The organism is Citrobacter sp. TBCS-14, from assembly GCF_005280805.1.
GTDB classification, from domain to species: Bacteria; Pseudomonadota; Gammaproteobacteria; order Enterobacterales; family Enterobacteriaceae; genus Citrobacter; species Citrobacter gillenii.
In genome coordinates, this window is the sequence record NZ_SZWM01000831.1 from 1 (window position 1) to 249 (window position 249).

Annotated in this window: 1 pseudogene; it reads right to left on the minus strand. The window is 51.8% G+C overall.

Annotation, left to right across the window (positions count from 1 at the left end):
• Positions 1-249, minus strand: a pseudogene (locus FDX22_RS21540) (penicillin-binding transpeptidase domain-containing protein); the annotation flags it as partial.

A 249-nucleotide genomic window follows, 5' to 3' on the forward strand; every position in this document is an offset into this window, starting at 1 on the left:
TGTAATCCTGGTAGCTGATGCCTTTGACAAACGGGTTCGGATCGTAGCTGGGGTTTGAGACCATTGCCAGCACGGAGCCATCATGGGGATCTTCCACCAACACCGCGGCGCGTTGGCCCACCAGCAGGCTTTCAATGTATTCCTGCAAGTGTAAATCCAGCGTCAGATGGATATCTTTGCCGGCGACAGGGGGAACGTCTTTAATCAAACGTACAATACGCCCGTGATTATCAACTTCCACTTCCTGAT